Source organism: Dermacoccus sp. PAMC28757, assembly GCF_014302635.1.
Classification (GTDB): domain Bacteria; phylum Actinomycetota; class Actinomycetes; order Actinomycetales; family Dermatophilaceae; genus Dermacoccus; species Dermacoccus abyssi.
Genome location: NZ_CP060292.1, coordinates 1,006,008 through 1,020,638, shown reverse-complemented (window position 1 = coordinate 1,020,638; position 14,631 = coordinate 1,006,008). Strand labels below are relative to the sequence as shown.

Here is a 14,631-nt window from a genome sequence, read left to right as displayed (position 1 = left end):
AGTTGCGGTCCGGTGTGTGAGCTGCGCAGCTCACAGATCGGGCCAAAGCTCACAGGCTTAGAGCGGTCGGCACGTTCAGCCGGCGTTGCTAGTCTCACGAGCATGCAGCGCATCGACTTCTACTTCGACCCTTCGTGCCCCTTCTGCTGGATCACGAGCCGTTGGCTCCTCCAGGTCGAGAAGCAGCGCGACCTCGAGATCACGTGGCGCCCGTTCAGCCTCGCCATCAAGAACGACGAACTGGACGAGAACGGCCCCAACGAGAACCCGCACTCCGAGGGTCACCGTGGCAGCCACCGCGTTCACCGCATCATCGCTGCGGCCGCGGAGCAGGGCGCCTCGACGATCGACCTGTACTCGGCCTTCGGCCGTGAGGTGCACACCGCTGGCCGTGAGTTCGACGACGCCCTCGTCACCGAGGTCCTTTCCAACGCCGGTCTGCCCGCCGACCTGGCGAAGGCCGCGGAGGACACGTCGTGGGACGCCCACCTCGAGAGCGAGATGCAGTCCGCGCTCGACGCCGTCGGCGACGACACCGGCGTTCCGGTCATCGTCTTCACCGACGACGACGGCGAGCGCCGCGGCTACTTCGGCCCCGTCCTCAACGCGATGCCGAACGAGGAGGAGGGCCTCGCCATCTGGGACGGCCTTTCCACGCTCGCCCCGGTGACGTCGTTCTACGAGCTCAAGCGCTCGCGTCCGGGCGGCGGCCCGGACACGGCCAGCACCGAGGGCCTCTGATCCTCTGGCACCGGCGAACGCCCCGACTCCGCTCGTTCGAGCAGGGTCGGGGCGTTCGCGTACCAGCGCAGCGTCAGCTGAGTGGGTCGAGGATGCGCTTGAGGAACGTCTGCGTGCGCTCCATCCGCGGGGCGTCGATGACCTCGGCGGGCGTTCCGCGCTCGACGACGACGCCGCCATCCATGAAGAGCACCTGGTCGGCCACGTCGCGGGCGAAGCGGATCTCGTGCGTGACGACGAACATCGTGCGCCCTTCGTCGGCGAGTTCACGCATGACGGAGAGCACTCCCCCGACGAGTTCGGGGTCGAGGGCCGATGTCGGCTCGTCGAAGAGGAGCAGCTCGGGTCGCAGGGCGAGCGCCCGGGCGATGCCGACGCGCTGCTGCTGACCGCCCGAGAGCTGGTACGGGTACTTGTCCGCCTGGTCGGCCAGGCCGACCTTGGCGAGCAGTTCCCGTCCGCGCTCCTCGGCTTCGCGCACCGGCTCACCCTGCACGACGACCGGGCCCTCGATGAGGTTCTCGAGCGCGCTCTTGTGCGGGAAGAGGTTGTGCTGCTGGAAGACCATTCCGCTCTGACGGCGCAGTGCGGCGACGCTCTTGGCCGACTCGCCGCGGGCGCGGCCGTCACGTCCCCGCGTCACCGCCGAGAAGTCGACGCTTGCGTCGCCGATGCGCACGACGCCGGCGTCCGGCAGGTCGAGCACGTTGAGCGAGCGCAGCACCGTCGTCTTGCCCGAACCGGACGGTCCGAGGAGCACCGTCACCGAGCCTTTGGGCACCGTGAAGTCGATGTCGCGCAGCACCGTGGTGCCACCGAAGGCCTTGCGCAGACCGGTGATCTCGACGAGGGGGCCGGTCGCCTGGGTGGTCGTGTGTTCGGTCATCGGGCCACGTGCCTTCCGAGTCGGTCTTCGAGCCTCGTCTGCACGATGCTGAGGACGAAGCAGAGAACCCAGTAGATGAGTGCAGCCGTGATGTAGAGACCGAGGAACTTGCCCGTCGGAGCGGCCGCAATCTGCGACTGGTGGAACACCTCGGTCACGCCGATCGTCGCGGCGAGCGACGTGTCCTTGACGAGCGAGATGAGCGTGTTCGACAGCGGCGGAACAGCAACGCGTGACGCCTGCGGCAGGACGATGCGCTTGAGTGCCGTGGAGCGGCTCATGCCGATCGTCTCCGCGGCCTCCCACTGCCCCTTGGGCACCGACAGGATCGCCGAGCGGATGATCTCGGCGGCGTAGGCAGCCACGTTGAGAGACAGGGCGATCCCGGCCGAGATCCACGGGTTGAGCTTGAGGCCGAGCTCCGGCAGGCCGAAGAAGATGATGAACAACTGCACGAGCAGCGGCGTCCCGCGGAAGATCGAGATGAACGCGCGGGCCAGCCAGGAGATGGCAGCGTTTGAACTGAGACGTGCGAGGGCGACGCCAAGCGCGAGCACGAGGCCGACGACGAACGCGACGGCGGTGAGCGGGATCGTCACCTTGACCGTTGCCAGGAGCATCGAGCCGAAGTTCTCCTTGATGACGTCCCACGTCGACTGACCGGTGGCCTTCGTCGTGAAGTACTTGTCGTAGAGCTTCTTCGACGTGCCGTCAGCTTCCATCTGGTCGATGACCTTGCTGACGGCCGGAGTGATGTTCGTGTCCTTGCGGGCAGTGAAGACCGACTCGCTCTTGTCCTCGGTCGTCAGGGCGATCTTCAGATCCGAGTTCGGGTGCGTGGCGAGGTAGTACTTCACGGCCAGTTCGTCGTTGACGAAGGCGTCCGCCCGCCCCTGTTCGACGAGAGCGGCGGCCTTGTCCATGCCCTCGACCGACACGATGTTCGCGCCGGCGCCCTTCGCCGTGTTGGCCCAGTCCGAGGTGATGTTCTGGGCCGACTTCTTGCCCTTGAGGTCCGCCAGCTTCTTGACGCTGTTGTCGCTCTTCTTGGTCACGACGACACCCGTGGTCGTGACGTAGGGCGACGACAGGTCGTACTGGGCGATGCGCTCTTCGTTCTTCGTCACCTGGTTGGCGATGATGTCGATGCGGCCCGAGTTGAGGCCGGCGAACATCGAATCCCAGGGCGTCTCGACGAACTGCACCTTCACGCCGAGGCGCTTACCGACCTCGCGGAAGTAATCGACGTCGTAGCCCGTCAGTTCGCCACCCTTGTGAAAGCTGAACGGCGGGTAGACACCCTCGGTGCCGACGCGCAGCGTCTTCGGCAGCTGGTCGTTCTCCGCGGCGTGGGCTGCGGGAGCAGCCGCTCCGGCGAACAGGATCGCTGCGACGAAACTCAGAAGCGCGACGAAGATGCCTCGGGCTCGCAGCGCCCCGAGGCCGTCACGGTCGGCCATTCTCACCCGTCGAGAGTACGCTCGCACGCCCATATCTCCTATTTGAGATGCGAGAACGTGACGTTATGGGAGGCGCACCTCGAACCGCAGTCTCTGGACGGGGGCCTGCTCTGAGCGAGGACGTGGGCCTATGGTCGAGGCATGCGAGACGCCCCACCGAATCTCCCCCAGTTGTCCAAGGGCGAGATCGCCACGCTTCAGTACGAATTCACGTGCGCGGACAGCGCGACGAAAGGCCGCATCAACCGGGCCTTGAATCGCGGTGAGGTGCTCACGGACCCCGACGATCTGCGCACTCAGATCGCTCTTCTCGGAAAGGCCCGCTGGTGGCGCATCTGGGCTCGCTGGGTGTTCCTCGTCCTCGCGGTGCTGCAGGTCGGGCGCGTCGCTCTGGACCCGACCGACGTCCCCGCGTGGATCGCCTTCGTAAGCATGATGGGCGTGGCCGCTTTCACCCACCGAGAAGGTGCTGGCCGGAACGCCCTCGAGCGCAAGCTCGGGCTGACGAAGGAGTACTTCAGATGACCGTCGAGAACGGCACCACCCCACCCCGCGAGATGACGCGGATGGAGGCGTCGCGGTTGCTCGGTGAACGCGACGCGATGCCCACCGCAGAACGCAAGCGCATCATGAGGGCAACGCACGCGGGTCGCAGGCTCGACGATCCGCATGAGCGCGACCTTCAGCGCGCCGTGCTCCTCGAGGAGCGCGGTTCGCGGCGACTGACCGCAATCACACTGGTGCTCGGCCCTCTCGTCATGCTTTTCAGCCTGGTGACCACCGTCGCCGGCGGCGAGAGCTTCGGTCTGCGGGACGCACTGGCCGTGATCGTTCTCGCGCTCGCCCCGTTCGTGTTCTGGCAACTGTGGCGTCAGCGCTCACTCGAACGGCAACTCGGTCGAACGCCGGAGACTGACCTGACCTGACGCGGTTGTACCTGCGAGCGACGCCGCTCAGTGAGCCGTCGGCGCTCCGTCGTCCTCACGCACGGCGTACGGGCCCACGCCGATGAGCATCTCGGCCAGCTGCAGCGCGTTGAGCGCAGCGCCCTTGCGGATGTTGTCGCCGCAGACGATGAAGTCGAGCGTGTGCGGGTTGTTCTCCACCTGCCGCACGCGCCCCACCCACACCGGGTCGGTACCGATCGCGTCGACGGGCGTGGGCCAGTCGACGCCCTCCTCGTCGGGCATGACGATGGCGCCGTTCGCGCCCTCGGTAATGGCACGACGAGCGTCACTCGGCGTCACCTTCTTGTCGAAACTGACGTGCAGCGTCGACATGTGGGTCGTGACGATCGGGATCTGCACGCACGTCACCGCCACCTTGAGGTTCGGCAGCTGCAGCACATGACGCAGCTCGTGCTTGATGTCGGTTTCCTCGCTGGCCCACCCGCGGCCGGAGTGTCGCCCGATCCACGGCACGACGTTGCTCACGATGGGCGCCGGGAACGGCGAGTCGTCCGGTAGATCGGCGACGTATCGGCGCACGTCGCCGGGCATCTGCCCTACGCGCGGTTTGCCGGTGAGGGCGCCCACCTCCGCGAAGAGCCGCTCGGCGCCCGCGCGGCCGGCACCCGTGACGGCCTGCAGCGACGTCGCCGTCACGTGCGTGAGATTCCAGTGCTCGTGCAGCGTGGCGAGCACCGGCAGCATGATGATGGCCGGGCCGCAGGGCATCGCGACGATGCCGCGCGGCCGGTTGTCGATGGCGCGCGCGTTGACCTCGGGCACGACGAGCGGCACTTCGGGGTCGTCACGGAAGGCCTCGGACGTGTCGACGACGAGCGAGCCCGCCGCCGTCGCGAACGGCACCCACTTGGCCGAGACCTCGGGCGGCGTGGCGAAGATGACGACGTCGACGCCGTAAAAGCTCTCACTGTCGAGCGCCTCGACCTCGACCTCCTCGGCACCCACGAGCAGGCGACGCCCGGCGTCCTTGTCGGAGCCGAGCAAACGCACGTCCTCCCAGGCGTCGACGCGGGTCGACAGGATCTCGAGCACGGCCTGACCGACCAGCCCCGTGGGGCCGACGACGGCCAGGGTGGGACGTTGCGGCTGAGTCGAGTTCACGCCTTCGAGCATAGGCGCGCAGCCTGGGAAACTACTCTCCGGCAGCGATGAGTTCTGCGATCTGCACCGTGTTGAGCGCGGCACCCTTGCGCAGGTTGTCGTTGCTGATGAACAGCACGAGGCCCTTGTTGCCGTCGACCGAACCGTCCTGACGGATGCGCCCGACGTAGCTCGCGTCCTTACCCGCGGCGACGAGCGGCATCGGCACCTCGGTCAACTCGACGCCGGGGGCGTCGGCGAGAAGTTCGCGCGCCTGCTCGGGCGTGATGTCGCGCTCGAACTCGGCGTTGACCGACAGCGAGTGGCCGCTGAACACGGGCACACGCACGCAGGTGCCGGCGACCGCGAGGTCGGGCAGGCCGAGGATCTTGCGCGACTCGTTGCGCAGTTTCTGCTCCTCGTCCGTCTCGTTCGTGCCGTCGTCGACGACCGAGCCGGCCATCGCGAGAACGTTGTAGGCGATGTTGGCGACGTACTTGTTCGGCGCGCCGAGGTCGACGGCCTCACCGTCGAGAGCTAGCCTCTCGAGGTCGGCCTCCGCGCCCTTGCGGATCTGCTCGGCGAGCTCGCGCACGCCCGCGACACCGGAGCCGGAGACGGCTTGGTAGGTCGAGACGACGAGGCGCTTGAGGCCGGCGGCGTCGGCCAGCGGCTTGAGCACGGGCATCGCAGCCATCGTCGTGCAGTTCGGGTTGGCGATGATGCCCTTCGCCGCGTTCGCGATCTCCTTGCCGTTGACTTCGGAGACGACGAGCGGAACGTCGGGGTCGAGGCGCCACGCCGAGCTGTTGTCGATGACGGTGACGCCCGCTGCCGCGAACTTCGGCGCGAGTTCCTTCGACGTACCGCCACCTGCGGAGAAGATGGCGATGTCGAGGCCGCTCGGGTCGGCCGTGGCGGCGTCCTCGATCGTCACGGCCTCGCCGCGGAAGGTGACGTGCTTGCCCGCACTGCGCGCCGACGCGAACAGGCGCAGGCTCTTGATCGGGAAGTTTCGTTCCTCGAGCAGTTCGAGCACCACGCCGCCCACCTGGCCGGTGGCACCGACGACGCCGACGTTGAGTTCCTTCGCCATTTCCTTCTCCTCCGGGCGCGACGCGCCCTCACACAAGTCTTGGGGTGGGCGCCTCAGCGGCCGGTGCCGCCGTAGACGACCGCTTCGCCGTCGGCGTCGAGGCCGAAGGCGCTATGGACGACGCGCACGGCCTCGTCCAGTTCGTCGTCACTCGTGACGACGGAGACGCGGATCTCGGACGTGGAGATCATCTCGATGTTGATGCCGGCGTCGGCGAGCGACTGGAACAGCGTGGCCGAGACGCCCGGGTTGCTGCGCATGCCGGAGCCGACGAGCGAGAGCTTGCCGACCTGGTCGTCGTACTGCAGCTGCTCGAAACCGAGCTCGTCCTGCATCGCCTTGAGCACCTCGACGCCGCGCCCGGCGTCCTCCTTGGGCACCGTGAAGGAGATGTCGGTCTTCTTCTCCGTACCGGCCGAGACGTTCTGGACGATCATGTCGACGTTGATGCCGACACCGGCGATCGCCTTGAACACGGCGGCGGCGCGGCCGGGGCTGTCCGGGATGCCGACGATCGTGATCTTGCCTTCGCTGCGATCGTGAGCCACACCGGCGATGATCGGGTCTTCCACGGAGTCTCCTTCTTTCTGGTTCACGACCCACGTGCCCTCGTGATGACTGAACGAGCTGCGCACGTGGATGGGAAGGTCGAAGCGGCGGGCGTACTCGACGCAGCGGAGCATGAGCACCTTCGCGCCGGACGCGGCGAGTTCCTGCATCTCCTCGTTGGTGATGCGGTCGATCTTGTGGGCCGTCGGCACGATGCGCGGGTCAGCGGTGAAGATGCCGTCGACGTCCGTGTAGATCTCGCACACGTCGGCCTTGATGCCGGCGGCGAGCGCGACGGCGGTGGTGTCGGAGCCGCCACGGCCGAGGGTGGTGATCTCGTTCGTGGCCTGGCTGACGCCCTGGAAGCCCGCGACGATGACGATGTGGCCCTCGCCGATGGCCTCGGTGATGCGGCCCGGCGTGACGTCGATGATGCGGGCCTTGCCGTGCTGCGCGTCGGTGATGACGCCGGCCTGGCTACCGGTGTAGCTGCGTGCGCTGTGGCCGAGGTTGGAAATGGCCATCGACACGAGCGCCATCGACATCCGCTCGCCGGCGGTGAGGAGCATGTCCATCTCGCGGCTCGGCGGCGCCGGGCTGACCTCGGCGGCGAGGTCGAGCAGTTCGTCCGTCGTATCACCCATGGCCGAGACGACCACGACGACGTCGTTGCCGGCCTTCTTCGTGTCGACGATGCGGCGGGCGACGCGCTTGATGCTCTCGGCGTCCGCCAATGACGAACCGCCGTACTTCTGGACGACGAGGCTCACAGTGCTGCTCCGGGGGTCGACTGCTTCGGGCGCTTTCGAGTGTAGTGATGGCGCCCCGCGCGGTTTTTCGACGCTCAGATGCTGGTTGGTACGGAACGGGCCAGGTCGACGGCACGGGCGATCGGGCCCCGCCACACGTCGCCGTGGCCCGGGACGATGACGTCCGCGTCGACGGTTGCCAGGGCGTCCAGCGCTCCCAAAGCGCCGGCGTCGGAGGCGTTGAAGACGGACGGCAGGAGGTGCGGGGTGTGCGCCGCGGTGAGCGGGTGTGCCGTGACGAGGGCGTCACCCGTCGCGAGGACGCCGTGTTCGGGGAAGAAGTACGCCGTGTGACCCGGCGTGTGACCCGGTGACGCGACGGGCACCGGCCGTCCGGGAAGGTCGAGCGGACCGGCGTCACTCCACGTCTGTGCTCCCCGCAGGGGCTCCTCGTGGAGCGCGCCGCTTCGCATGACACGCCCCAGCCACATGGCGACGTTGGGGCGCCACGCCATCCGCATGAGCTCCGAGCGCGAGCCGGGTTTCTCCTGCTCGCCGGTGGCCAGCGGTAGCTCCTGCGCGGCCATGAGGACGGGAACGTCGTGCCGGCTCAGCAAGCCCTGGAGCCCACCGATGTGGTCGATGTGCGCGTGCGTGACGAGGACGGCACCGATGTCGCCGAGGCCGTGGCCGATGCTGCGGAGGTCCGCTTCGAGGCGCGCGATGTCTGCGGGGTACCCGGCGTCGACGAGGGTGAGATCGGAGCCGTCGCGTACGAGCATCCAGTTGACGTCGGTGCCGCGCCCCATCCACATACCGTCGGCGATTTGTTCCACGACAACCCCCGGGGTGCGAGATGCGTCACTCCGATCGGACGCGCCTGACCTCAACCTACGAGTTCGCGGTGCCTCGAAGGGGCGTAAGCGATCGGTCGCCCGAGAACGCGGATGCCAACACCGGCGGAAGTCCGCGAACGGAAGGGTTCGGGGAACGTCAAGCGAAGACGCGTCGGCCCTCGAAAGCGCGGCCGAGCGTCACCTCGTCGGCGTACTCGAGGTCACCGCCGACCGGCAGGCCGGACGCGAGCCTGCTCACCTTGATGCCCATGGGCCCGATCTGGCGCGCGAGGTAGCTCGCCGTCGCTTCGCCGGTGTGGTTCGGGTTGGTCGCGATGATGATCTCGGTGAGCGTGCTGTCGCCGAGTCGCGCCATGAGTTCGGTGACGTGGAGGTCGCCCGGCCCGATGCCTTCGATCGGGTTCAGTGCGCCGCCGAGCACGTGGTAGCGCCCACGGAACTCTCGGGTGCGCTCGATGGCGACGACGTCCTTGCTCTCCTCGACGACGCAGATCATCGTCGTGTCGCGCTGCGGATCAGCGCACACGCGGCACAGGTTGCTCTCGGCCACGTTGAAGCAGATCTCGCAGAAGTGCACCGTCTCCTTGACGCGTAACAGCACCTCGGCGAGGCGCCGCACGTCGTCCTCGTCGGCCTCGAGCAGGTGGAACGCGATGCGCTGAGCCGACTTCGGGCCGACGCCGGGCAGACGACCGAGCTCGTCGATGAGGTCTTGAACAACGCCTTCGTACACAAGGAGAAAGGTTACGCGCCGCCACCGACACCCGTGAGCACCCGCGCGACGACGCGCTCGTAACCCCGCCGTGCGAGAGGGGAAGCCAGGGTGGCCGCGAACGTGCCGAGCGGGGTGAGCGGACCTCGCAGCCACGGCACAGCGATCGTCTGCCTCCACTCGACGCGGGTGAGCTCGTTCCCGCCGTCAGCGCTCGGAGCGTCCGGGCGAACACCGCCCGTGGAAACCGGACGGGTCATGCCGCGGGCATCGGTAAGGGCGGGAAGCGGCGTGAAACGGACGTCGACCACTCCCCCGATGACTCGGCCGACCTTCTCGAACACGAGCAGGCGCCCGGGTTCGGCGGCGCGCACGATCATGACGTCGTCGAAGCCGCACGGACCGAGCGCCGTTCGTGCCACGAGCCGCGAACCGACGCGCAGGTTCTCAGGTTTCGGGCCGCTCACGTTCGTGAACGGCACCGCCACACCGTGACGTTCGCTGTCGGCCACACGGCTCCACGCCTCCGGCGCGGGGAGGTCGCACTCGAGCGTGAACGTGAAAGCCGCTTTGGGAAAGCACGCGTGCGGGCCGCCGCCGTCATCCCGGTCGCGCAGCAGAGCATCGGTTCTGCCCCTCACAGGGTCAGTTCGGCGCGAACGATTGCGCCGACTTCCGATCAACCGCGTGCCGAGCCGCCCGGACATCATCATCACGAGCCCTGGTCGGGGCCTTCCTCCTTGATGACCGTGCCGCCGAGCACCGACTTGATGACGGGCAGGCCGACCGCATCGGAGTTCTCGATGTCCTCGTCGTCGATGCTCGCCGACGTGTCGTCGTACGCCGAGCCGCCGTTGACGCGACGCGCATCCTCCTGCTTCTGCGCTGCCTCCCGGGCTGCCTTCTCAGCGCGCTGACGCGGCGTGAGAGTTCGTCCGTCGTCGACCGCGCCCTGCGTGGGCTGGGGCGTGGGAGACGCGAGGTGCCCGGTGGCCTGAGGGTCGGCTGCGGCAGCCGCCTGACCGTCGGGGGTCGCCTCGTCGGACGCCGAGTCACCGGAGGGTTCGCCGCCAGCAGTCTCCTGCGCGGCTCCGGCCCCGAGCTCCGACTTGGGCGGCAGCGGGTCGTAGACCGCCTCGACGTCGGTTTCGGGCTCCTCCTCCATCCAGTCAGGAGTCGGCTCGTCGGCGTCAGCGGGGCCCGCGTCGACCTCGGGCGCCGGTGAGGGCGTGGCAGAGGCAGTCGATGACGGCTGCGCCGGCCCGTCGTTACCGGTTGCCCATTCCGGTGCGGGCGCGGCCTGCGACGACCAGTCGCCGTCGGAGTCGGAGCCCCACGCGCTGCTGCGCGCGGCCGCCGTGGCGAGACCGGCGTCCTGTGACGGCGTGGCCGCCTCACGCGGTGTGCCGTGCGCGGGCAGGTCACCGGCCTGCGCGGGATCGACAGGAACGTGACCTGTCGTGCCCGAACCCTGGTAGCCCGTCCGTTCGCGCCAACCGCCGGGTTTGCCCTGCGACTGCGCCGGGGCGCTCGAGGGCGGCTCGGCCGGAGCAGGCTGCTGCCCACGTGCCTGAGCGCCGTCGCTCGGCGAAATCCATTGCTCGCCCTGCGAAGGGGAGTTCCACTGGCCGCCCTGGTCGGAGCCCGCCGACGGCGAGTTCCACTGGGCGGCCCCCCGCTGTGCCTGCGAGCCCCCGCCCTGTGACGGCGACTGCCACGGCTCGGCGGGCTGCTCACTCTGCGGTTGCGCCTGTGGCGCACCGCCGTTCATCGCGCGCGCTTCGACCGTGACGTCGACACCGATGGCCTCGATGAGGGCCTGACGCACGACCTCGGGGTGCTGCCCGCGCGACATGGTGGCCGCAAGGCCACTGCTCGACGCTCCGAGCACGAGGCGAGCGCCGTCGAACTCGAGCACCTGCGCGTTCTGGCTCAGCAGTGTCCACGTGACGCGCTTGATGCGGAAGATGCGATCGAGTACGTCCGGCCATGTGCGACGGATGTCGTCGGTGGACATGCCACCGCGCCCGCCGCCGGATGCCGACGTCGGCTGCTGCGGCGCCTGCGACTGCTGGGGCTGCGATGCCTGCTGCGCCTGTTCGCCCTGCCACCCCGGGCCACCGGCCCGCTGGGACTGCTCGAACTGACGCTGCACCTGCTCGCGCTCGGTCTCGTCGACACCGCCGCTCGTGCCCGACGGAGCACCCGCGGCCTCGTCGTCGCGCGCAGCGGCCTGAGCCCGCTGGCCCTGACGCTCGGCCTCACCCCCGCGTTCGTCGCCCGAACCGCGCATGACTTCGTCACGCGAGGCAGCGCCCCGATCGGCCTGGTCGGCTCGGGTGCGTGGCTCTTCGCTCGGCACAGCCAACGGTGCCTCAGCGGCAGCACCTCTCGGCGGACGCACAGGAGCCGGGCCACCGGGCGAAACAGCCGGCGCGTGCTGCACCGGGCCGGCCGGCGAGCGCGGCGGCAGTTCGCCCATGTCGAGGCGTCGTTCCATGCGGTCGAGGCGCGCCGCGTAACCGTCGAGCCCCGCGATGCCCGGCAACAGAACGCGCGCACACATGAGTTCGAGCTGCAGACGCGGCGAGGTGGCACCCGTCATCTCGCTCAGCCCCGCGTTGATGACGTCGGCCGCCCGCGAGAGCGCGCCGTCGCCGAAGGACGCCGCCTGGCTGCGCATCCGCTCGAGTTGGTCCTCCGGGACGGCACGCAGAACGGCGCCCGCCCCCTCGGCCACGGCCCGCACGACGATGAGGTCACGCAGGCGCTCGAGAAGATCCTCGACGAACCGGCGCGGGTCGGCACCCGACTCGATGACGCGGTCGATCTGACGGAACACGGCCGCGGAATCGCCCGCCGCGAAGGCTTCGATGATGCCGTCGAGCAGCTCGTCGTCGGTGAAACCCAGCAGGCCCGCAGCACCCGAGTACGTGAGGCCCTCGGGCCCGGAGCCCGCGATGAGCTGGTCGAGCACCGACAGCGAGTCACGCACCGAACCGCCGCCCGCGCGCGTGACGAACGACAGCACGCCCGGCTCCGTAGCCACGCCCTCGGCGTCGAGAAGCTGCTCCATGTAATCGGTGAGCTTCTTCGGCGGCACGAGCCGGAACGGGTAGTGGTGCGTGCGCGAACGGATGGTGCCGATGACCTTCTCCGGCTCCGTGGTCGCGAAGACGAACTTCACGTGCTCCGGCGGCTCCTCGACGATCTTGAGCAGGGCGTTGAAGCCCTGCGGCGTCACCATGTGCGCCTCGTCGATGATGTAGATCTTGAAACGGCTGCTCGCCGGACCGAACGACGCGCGCTCACGCAGGTCGCGGGCGTCGTCGACACCACCGTGCGACGCGGCGTCGATCTCGATGACGTCGACCGAACCCGCACCTCCGCGCGCCAGCGCCTTACACGAATCGCACACCCCGCACGGCGTGGGCGTGGGGCCCTGCTCGCAGTTGAGGCAGCGCGCGAGGATGCGCGCGGACGTCGTCTTTCCGCACCCGCGCGGGCCGGAGAACAGGTAGGCGTGATTGACCCGCCCGGTGCGCAGTGCCTGCATCAGCGGTTCGGTGACGTGCTCCTGGCCGATGACGTCGGCGAACGTCTCGGGGCGGTAGCGGCGGTAGAGGGCCGTTGTCATGGCGTCAGCCTAGTAGTGGCCACCGACAACCCGATGTTTCCTGGACATGCGGGCACAGGGGCCGCGGCGACCGCTCATCATCGGGGCGGGGAATGCGATTCGCGGACGCCGCCGGGTGCCCGGTAGAGTACGAGCAAGCCCCCCACGTGGTGGTACCTCTCCGAACTCCCCCAGGGCAGGAATGCAGCAAGGGTAGGAGAGCTCTTCCAGGTACGTGGGGGGCGCTTACATGCCCCGGCAGACTCCCCGCGCGAGCGCACACGCCGCCCTGGCCTCGCACTGCGGCAACGCCGAACGTCACTCCGTCGACAGCTTCGCGCGCTGCACCTCGAGCCCCATCTCGCCCTCGACGTCGATCTCCTCCGGCGCGCTCACGCCGACGCCGTTGACCTTCGGCGACAGCTGTCGCTCGACGACGATCGTCACCCACGCAGCCACGGCGCATCCCGCGACGAGCGCGACGGCGTACCACCCGGCGAATGCGTGCCCGATGAGCAGGCCGGCGAACGGCGGACCGACGATCTCCGCGATGTGGAAGGCACCGGCGGAGGCCGAGTTGTAGCGGCCGCGCAGGTGGTCGGGGGCGAGGTCGTTGACCATCGCGGGAAGCGTCGGCTGCAGGAAGGTCTCACCGACGCCGAAGATCGCGGCCGACGCGCACACGAGCACCGAGGCGAGCACGACGTTCGACTCCCCCGCCAGGCCGGCAACGCCGAGCACGCTCCACGAGATCGCCCACAGCACACACATGACGAGCAGCGCGCGGGTGCGTCGGCGTCCGGCGACGAACTTCAGCACGAACAGCTGCGCCACGACGATGACGGCCGTGTTGGCGGCGTACGCCCACCCGAGCACCTGGGTGGAGATGTGCGCGACCGTCCGCGAGAACGCCTGGAACCCGACGCCGAACTGGGCGTAACCGATGAACGCCGTGACGAACCCGAGCACGACGAGCAGCCGCATCGCCGGGTCGCGCAGCACGAGTCGGTACCCGCCGCTGACCGGCATCGCGCCGTCGTCGCCCGACGAAGCGCCGTGCGCCACCGGGCCGCCGTAGCGCCGCAGCGGGCCGAGGTAGAGCATCAGCGGAATGAGGAACGTGACCGCGTCGATGTAGTAGATGCGCTCGAACGTCCCGGGGCGCTCCACGTCGACGACGGCGCCGCCCAGCATCCCGCCGATGCCGAGCCCGAGGTTGAGCAGCGTGAAGCTGAGCCCGAAGTAGTGCTGACGTTGGTGGGTGGGCATGACGGTGGCGACCATCGCCTGCACCGCCGGGAAGATGACGCCTGTAGCCAAACCGGAGCAGACGAGCGACGTCGCGGCCACGGGCACGGTGAGCGCGTTGGCCATGAGCACCTGCGCCACGATCTCGAGCGACACCGCGGCGATGACGACGCGGCGCGCACCGAAGCGGTCGATGAGCACACCGCCCGGTCCGACAGCGAGCAACCCGACGATGGCGGGTAGCGCGAGGAGAACACCGGCCGTCTGGAGTGAGAAGTCGCGCACCTCGTGGAGGTAGACGACGGCGAACGGCATGATGAGGCCGGTGCCGACGAAGTCGAACACGAGACTGGTGAGCATCCACTTCGCGGGGCGTGGCAAGTCGCGGAACATCGAAGCGGAGGGCACCGACCAATGGTGCCAGCCCCGCGACCTCTGGCGACACCCGGCTCCCACGTCGCCCCAAGACACGCGAAGGCCCCGAGACTCTGAAGTCTCGGGGCCAATCGCTGTGTGGCGGAGGATATGGGATTTGAACCCATGAGGGGTTTCATCCCCAACACGATTTCCAATCGTGCGCACTAGGCCACTATGCGAATCCTCCGCCGGAAACCTTACTGCAAACCTGCGTTCAACTCCCAATCGTGCCGCCGTGGCGCACCCGGGGAA

The 14,631-nt window shown here is 68.7% G+C and carries 13 protein-coding genes, 1 tRNA gene, 1 other RNA gene and 1 pseudogene; 4 read left to right on the top strand and 12 right to left on the bottom strand.

All coding sequences use genetic code 11. From position 1 onward, the window contains the following. The first annotated feature begins 102 nt into the window (after nucleotides 1-102). Nucleotides 103-741, top strand: coding sequence for a DsbA family protein (locus H7F30_RS04955; RefSeq protein ID WP_187037138.1), 639 nt, complete (start codon nucleotides 103-105; stop codon nucleotides 739-741). 73 nt (nucleotides 742-814) lie between these two features. On the opposite strand, the gene H7F30_RS04950 is transcribed toward H7F30_RS04955, so the two are convergent. From H7F30_RS04950 to H7F30_RS14880, 3 genes and pseudogenes are all read right to left on the bottom strand, one after another. Next, nucleotides 815-1,627 (bottom strand): amino acid ABC transporter ATP-binding protein, encoded by an 813-nt coding sequence (locus H7F30_RS04950; RefSeq protein WP_187037136.1) that lies wholly within the window; start codon nucleotides 1,625-1,627, stop codon nucleotides 815-817. Beyond that, the gene (locus tag H7F30_RS14885) at nucleotides 1,624-2,247 is read right to left on the bottom strand and encodes an amino acid ABC transporter permease (protein WP_047312645.1); all 624 of its coding nucleotides are present in this window, start codon (nucleotides 2,245-2,247) and stop codon (nucleotides 1,624-1,626) included. Before H7F30_RS14885 ends, H7F30_RS04950 begins: the two co-directional genes overlap by 4 nt. 66 nt (nucleotides 2,248-2,313) lie before the next feature. Continuing rightward, nucleotides 2,314-3,087 (bottom strand): annotated as a pseudogene (locus H7F30_RS14880) (transporter substrate-binding domain-containing protein); the annotation flags it as partial. Nucleotides 3,088-3,228: 141 nt separating this feature from the next. On the opposite strand from H7F30_RS14880, the gene H7F30_RS04940 reads away from it, so the two are divergent. Together H7F30_RS04940 and H7F30_RS04935 are read left to right on the top strand one after the other, a co-directional pair. Then, a complete protein-coding gene (locus tag H7F30_RS04940; protein WP_129664815.1) occupies nucleotides 3,229-3,612 on the top strand; it encodes a hypothetical protein in 384 nt (127 codons plus the stop codon). Next, nucleotides 3,609-4,013 carry a hypothetical protein gene (locus H7F30_RS04935; protein ID WP_187037134.1) on the top strand — a complete coding sequence of 135 codons (405 nt, stop codon included), beginning with the start codon at nucleotides 3,609-3,611 and terminating at the stop codon, nucleotides 4,011-4,013. The genes H7F30_RS04940 and H7F30_RS04935 overlap by 4 nt, the downstream gene beginning before the upstream one ends. 27 nt (nucleotides 4,014-4,040) lie before the next feature. On the opposite strand, the gene H7F30_RS04930 is transcribed toward H7F30_RS04935, so the two are convergent. From H7F30_RS04930 to H7F30_RS04900, 7 genes are all read right to left on the bottom strand, one after another. After that, nucleotides 4,041-5,156, bottom strand: coding sequence for an aspartate-semialdehyde dehydrogenase (locus H7F30_RS04930; RefSeq protein ID WP_222617859.1), 1,116 nt, complete (start codon nucleotides 5,154-5,156; stop codon nucleotides 4,041-4,043). Nucleotides 5,157-5,187: 31 nt separating this feature from the next. Then, nucleotides 5,188-6,231, bottom strand: a complete 1,044-nt coding sequence (locus H7F30_RS04925) for an aspartate-semialdehyde dehydrogenase (protein WP_187037129.1) — start codon at nucleotides 6,229-6,231, stop codon at nucleotides 5,188-5,190. A gap of 53 nt (nucleotides 6,232-6,284) precedes the next feature. After that, nucleotides 6,285-7,550 (bottom strand): aspartate kinase, encoded by a 1,266-nt coding sequence (locus tag H7F30_RS04920; protein WP_118914340.1) that lies wholly within the window; start codon nucleotides 7,548-7,550, stop codon nucleotides 6,285-6,287. A 74-nt stretch (nucleotides 7,551-7,624) separates the two neighbouring features. After that, nucleotides 7,625-8,338 carry an MBL fold metallo-hydrolase gene (locus H7F30_RS04915; protein ID WP_187037127.1) on the bottom strand — a complete coding sequence of 238 codons (714 nt, stop codon included), beginning with the start codon at nucleotides 8,336-8,338 and terminating at the stop codon, nucleotides 7,625-7,627. A 184-nt stretch (nucleotides 8,339-8,522) separates the two neighbouring features. Continuing rightward, nucleotides 8,523-9,119 (bottom strand): recombination mediator RecR, encoded by a 597-nt coding sequence (gene recR / locus H7F30_RS04910; protein ID WP_047312527.1) that lies wholly within the window; start codon nucleotides 9,117-9,119, stop codon nucleotides 8,523-8,525. Nucleotides 9,120-9,130: 11 nt separating this feature from the next. Next, entirely contained in the window at nucleotides 9,131-9,739 is a 609-nt protein-coding gene (locus H7F30_RS04905) for a hypothetical protein (RefSeq protein ID WP_187037124.1), read from the bottom strand. A gap of 71 nt (nucleotides 9,740-9,810) precedes the next feature. Further along, entirely contained in the window at nucleotides 9,811-12,735 is a 2,925-nt protein-coding gene (locus H7F30_RS04900; RefSeq protein ID WP_222617858.1) for a DNA polymerase III subunit gamma and tau, read from the bottom strand. A 133-nt stretch (nucleotides 12,736-12,868) separates the two neighbouring features. On the opposite strand from H7F30_RS04900, the gene ffs reads away from it, so the two are divergent. Next, an RNA gene (gene ffs, locus H7F30_RS04895) (signal recognition particle sRNA small type) lies at nucleotides 12,869-12,967 on the top strand. 65 nt (nucleotides 12,968-13,032) lie between these two features. Here the strand turns inward: ffs and H7F30_RS04890 are convergent. Then, nucleotides 13,033-14,370 carry an MFS transporter gene (locus H7F30_RS04890; RefSeq protein ID WP_187037122.1) on the bottom strand — a complete coding sequence of 446 codons (1,338 nt, stop codon included), beginning with the start codon at nucleotides 14,368-14,370 and terminating at the stop codon, nucleotides 13,033-13,035. A gap of 106 nt (nucleotides 14,371-14,476) precedes the next feature. After that, a tRNA-Ser gene (locus H7F30_RS04885) sits at nucleotides 14,477-14,566 on the bottom strand. Nucleotides 14,567-14,631: the final 65 nt, after the last annotated feature.